3 protein-coding genes are annotated in these 4,976 nt (G+C 63.2%); 1 reads left to right on the forward strand and 2 read right to left on the reverse strand.

Annotated elements, in window-relative coordinates:
• Positions 1-44: 44 nt before the first annotated feature.
• Complete coding sequence (locus tag WBV42_RS04720) at positions 45-1,592, reverse strand: flippase (RefSeq protein WP_423985007.1); 1,548 nt, start codon at positions 1,590-1,592, stop codon at positions 45-47.
• A gap of 105 nt (positions 1,593-1,697) precedes the next feature.
• Positions 1,698-3,140, reverse strand: coding sequence for a sulfatase-like hydrolase/transferase (locus WBV42_RS04725; protein WP_423985008.1), 1,443 nt, complete (start codon positions 3,138-3,140; stop codon positions 1,698-1,700).
• Between the two features lie 196 nt (positions 3,141-3,336).
• Between WBV42_RS04725 and WBV42_RS04730 the strand changes: the two genes are divergently transcribed.
• Positions 3,337-4,976 (forward strand): heavy metal translocating P-type ATPase (locus WBV42_RS04730; RefSeq protein ID WP_423985009.1); only part of this gene is annotated, 1,640 nt, incomplete at its 3' end.

A 4,976-nucleotide genomic window follows, 5' to 3' on the forward strand; every position in this document is an offset into this window, starting at 1 on the left:
CCATTGTCCTTCCCGCTACGTACGACAACCGCTCACGACGAACCTCACAGCGGGACGTTTTCGGAGACGAATTCCCGGTCCTCCCGCTCGATGCCGAGCAGGTAGAGCACCCCGGCGAAGACGCCGAGGCCGACGACGCCGCCGACCACACCCTGTGCGAGCGCGGCCGCGGTCGTCGGGAGGTGTGCCGAGAGCGGTCCGCCGACGGCGGCCTTCACGCCGAGCATGGAGACCGCGGACAGGACGCCCGCGATTATCGGCTTGGCGTACTTTCGTGAGTACGGGAAGAGACCGACGAAGTGCCACACCTCGACGACGCGGAGTGTGTTGACCGAGATGATGACCGTCGCCGTGGCGATGGCGGCCCCGATGAGGCCGAACTGCTGGATGAAGACGTAGTTGAGAACCACGTTGCAGACCCCCAGAATCCACTGGTTCGCGAGGGCCAGATACTGGTTGTCGGTCATCATCAGCACGTAACCGCTCGGGCCGACGCTGGCGTTCGCCAGTTGCGCGACGACGAGCAGGAACAGAATCGCTTCCCCCTGCGTGAACGCGTTACCGTACAGGAGGAGCAGTTGGTGGGCGAAGACTACTGCGCCGACCGCCGGAAATAGCGCCATCGTGAACGTCCAGCGCGTGACCCGTCGATACAGCGATTCGAGGTCGTCCATCTTCCCGTTGCTGTACAGTCGGGAGGCGATGGGGGGAAACAGTTGGCTGAACGCGCTCAGCGGCAGAATGAGCAGTCCGGCCAGTACGGCGGCGGCCCGGTAGATTCCCGCGGCGTCCGACATCGACGTGACGAAGATGCCGATCATGATGATATCGACGCGGTTCGAGAGGACGTACCCGGCCTGATTCAGCGTCAACGGCAGCGAGAAGTTGTAGAACTCCTTGATTTCGCCTTTCGACGCCCGGAACGACGGCACGAGGTCGGTCTTCGACCACACGAGCCACGCCGCCGCGGCGAAGACGAGAATCGTGGCGACGACCGTCGCTGCCGTCACGCCGACGAGTTCGTACCCGAGGAGCAGCGCGACACCGACGAGGGCGAACCGCACTACCGGCGTCAGGACGTTCATGATGAACACCTGATACTCCGGAAGTTCGAGGCTCTTGAAGACGCTCTTGATACAACTCGTGAGCGTGAAAAACGGCACGATGACGGCGAGGACTCGAAGCACGTCGGTCAGGTACGGCCGAAAGGACTCGGCCGCGATTCCCGTGATGACTGGTGCCCCGATGTAGAGCCCCAGGCCGACGGCACAACCGGCGATCAGCGACGTGAGATACGCCAGTCCGACCATCCGCCGCCGTTTCCTCGGTTCGTCCTCGTACTGGGGGACGAACTTCAGGATGGACTGGTCGGTGCCGAGGTTTGCCAGCACCTCCACGAACTGGATGACGACGAACCCGAAGGTGTAGACGCTGAACATGACAGCGTTTCCACCAGTAGTGAGCCCACGTGCCAGCACGATGCTCAACAGAAACCGAAGCCCGCTGTCGAGCCCTTTCCCGACCATGAAGAAGGACGCGCCACGGGAGACCGATTTCAGTGGTGAGTATGAGTCCGAGGAGTCGTCAGCCATTGGCGTCTGCTGTTGGTATCCGACCGTCGGTGGTTATTTCTTGTGTTTCGTCGGTCCGGCGTCGAACCGTCGGTGTCCCTCTCCTCGGAGGGATGCGGGATCCACTCACAGATATCCCAGTTCTCGCAGGCGCGACTCGGTCGATGCGTCGATTTCGTCGTCCGATTCGTCCCGGTCTTCGCTTTGGGCCGTCGCTTTCGCCTCGGCGATGGCGTCCGCGAAGAACGGGGATTCGTCGTCCAGTCCGTCCGCTCCATCCTCGTCCGATTCGACCTTCCGCTGCCACGACAGCCGACTCGGGTCGAGTTCGTACTCGGTTCGCGTCCCGAGCGAATCCCAGACCGTCTTTTCCCCTTCCTCGTACGCACAGCGCATCATCCGGTCCCAGTACTCCCGGTTTTCCGGCGGTTCCGGTCCGGCACTCAGCCCGACCAGTTCGGCCGGTATCTCGTCGTGCGAGACGTCGGGCGTCTCGCCGTTCGCAAGCCCGGTGACGAGGCGGCCGAGTTCGAGTTGCGAGACGTATCCGGTTTCCTCCGGCTCGTAGCCCGCTGGCGGGTTGATGATGCAGAGTGGAACGTGCAACAGCCCTTCCGAGAGGCTGCTCTTGTGGTTTGCGAGGTAGTCGTCGGCTTCCTCGGCGTGGTTCTCGCCGTGGTCCGCCGTGACGATGATCGTCGTCTCGCGCCGCGACGAATCGAGAACGTCGTGGATGAACGTCGAGAGGAGTCGGTCCATGTACGCGATCGTCGCACCGTACACCTGCCGACGGATACGCCAGTAGTCCTCGTGCTCGTCTTCCCCGTTCATCAGTTCCCAGACGCCGTACTGTTCCGAGGTCCACGAGTTCGGCACGCCACGAAGTAGCTCCGAGTCGTACACCCGGCACGGCTGAAGCGGCGTGTGCGCGTCCATCAGGTTACAAAAACCGAAGAACGGTTCGTCGGCATCGTCGGCCCGCCGTTTCGTCGCGTCGAGTACCGCCGACCCACCGTTGTCCACCAGTTTCGGGACGGGACCGGTTTTCGTCGTCTGGTGGAGCACACCGTAGGCCGTGTTTTTCAGGCTCTCTATTGGGTGGTCGTCCGCCATCGCCGCCCGAAGGAACTCCGTGTACTTCTCGGAGCCGTCGGTTTCCTGACCGACCTCGTTGAGGCTCGTCGCCTCCGGATAGCGGTGTTTCGGTTCGACAGCGGCGAACTCGTCGAACCACGAATCGAAGCCGTACGTCGGGCTGACGAAGGCGTTGGCGCTCACGCCGAACGTCGTGTACCCGTCCAACTCCGACAGGAACGTCTCGTCGCGGTCGATGGTATCGAACCGGCGGTTGTACGTGTGGACGCCGTGTTTGGAGGGTAGCTCCCCGGTGAACATGCTCGCGTGACTCGGAACCGTCCATGAACTCGCGGCGCGACACCCGGTGAACGTTACGTCCGAGAGTCGTTGGAGACGCTTCGCGTACTCGGCGAAGAAGTCCGCCCGAACGGTATCGAGACAGATCAGGAGGACGTTTCGAGCGCGGGCGGCTGGAGTGGCGTTCGCTGCCATTGCTACCCATCAGGGAGATGGCATGCAAAACGCTATTGGCCAAAAAATTACACGACAGAACGGTTATCCGAATCGTTCATAATAAATAAATTCCCCAGTTTCACCACCTCTACGGACAGTTATCTCGTGTTCCGAACGCATACTTGTGGACAGCTTGATGATTCTCACTGGCGTATCCCCTCCAGGGTGGGTGAAGATGTCACACGTCAGTTCGGATAGTCCTGGGGAACCACACGACGCCGAAACACCATCGTCCCGCGACGACCCTCCGGCACAGATAGACCATCACGGCCACGAGGGGATGTTCCGGCGTCGGTTCTGGGTCTGTCTCGTTCTCTCGGTGCCGGTGCTCTACTTCAGCGAGTTCGTTCAACTGACGCTCGGCTACACCGCGATCAGATTTCCGGGGAGCGAGTGGGTAACGCCGGTTTTCGCCGTAATCGTCTTCGCGTACGGCGGGGTTCCCTTCCTCTCGATGGCGCGGGTCGAGTTCGAAAACCGCCAACCAGCGATGATGATGCTCATCTCGCTCGCCATCACGGTCGCGTTCGTCTACAGCATCGCGGCGGTGTTCGTCCTCCCCGGGACGATGGGCTTCTTCTGGGAACTCGTGACGCTCATCGACGTCATGCTGTTGGGTCACTGGATGGAGATGCGGAGCGTCCGGCAGGCCTCCGGTGCGCTGGACGAACTGGCCCGACTGATGCCGGATACGGCGGAGCGAATCACGGATGACGGAACGACGGACGAGGTTCCGGTCACCGACTTGCAAGTCAGCGACCGAGTGCTCGTCCGACCGGGGGCGAGCATCCCCGCGGACGGCACGGTCGAGGACGGCGAGTCGTCCGCCGACGAAGCCATGATCACCGGCGAGTCGCGCCCGGTGGGGAAACACCCCGGCGACGACGTCATCGGCGGAACGGTCAACAGCGGAGACGGAAGTCTCCGCGTCCGAGTCGGTGCGACCGGCGACGAGACGGCCCTCGCCGGTATCGTGCGACTCGTCGAGGAGGCACAGGGGAGCAAATCCGGAACGCAACTGCTGGCCGACAGGGCCGCCGGGTGGCTGTTCTACGTCGCGCTGGGCGTCGCCGCCGTCACGGCGGTCGCGTGGATTTTCGCCACGGGGTTCGGCCTCGACGTGGTCGAACGCGTCGTCACGGTGTTGGTCATCGCCTGCCCGCACGCGCTCGGGTTGGCGGTCCCGCTCGTTGTCGCCATCACCACCTCGATGGCCGCGACGAATGGCGTCCTCGTCCGCGACCGCACCGCGATGGAGGACTCCAGAAACCTCGATATCGTCATGTTCGACAAGACGGGGACGCTCACGGAAGGAAAGCAGGGCGTCGTCGGCGTCGAGACGGCTGACGGATGGAACGACCGGCGGGCATCGGCCATCGCGGCCGCCGTCGAAGCCGACTCCGAACACCCCATCGCCGAAGCGATCCGTCGCCACGCGAACGACGAGGACGCGTCTCTCCCGACCGCGAGCGACTTCGAGAACATCAAGGGGCGCGGCGTTCGTGCGACCGTCGAGACCCGAGAGACGCTCGTCGGCGGGCCGAACCTGCTCGATTCGCTCGATGCCACCCTCCCCGAGAACATCTCGGACTTCGCCCGAACCGCCGGAAAGAAGGGCCAGACCGTCGTTTATCTCGTCTCTGACGGGAACGTCGTCGCCGGATTCGCGCTGGCGGATGTGGTTCGGGAGGCGAGCAAGCGGACCGTCGATGCGCTCCACGGGATGGGAATCGAAGTCGCCATGCTGACGGGCGACAGCGAGGCCGTCGCCCGTTCCGTGGCCGACGAACTGGGTATCGACACCTACTTCGCCGA

This window comes from Haladaptatus sp. (assembly GCF_049589095.1).
GTDB lineage: Archaea > Halobacteriota > Halobacteria > Halobacteriales > Haladaptataceae > Haladaptatus.

Excerpts from the sequence above, each read along its gene's own strand:
- WBV42_RS04720 (WP_423985007.1), bottom strand. The coding sequence starts at position 1,592 with ATGGCTGACGACTCCTCGGACTCATACTCACCACTGAAATCGGTCTCC.
- WBV42_RS04725 (WP_423985008.1), bottom strand. The coding sequence starts at position 3,140 with ATGGCAGCGAACGCCACTCCAGCCGCCCGCGCTCGAAACGTCCTCCTG.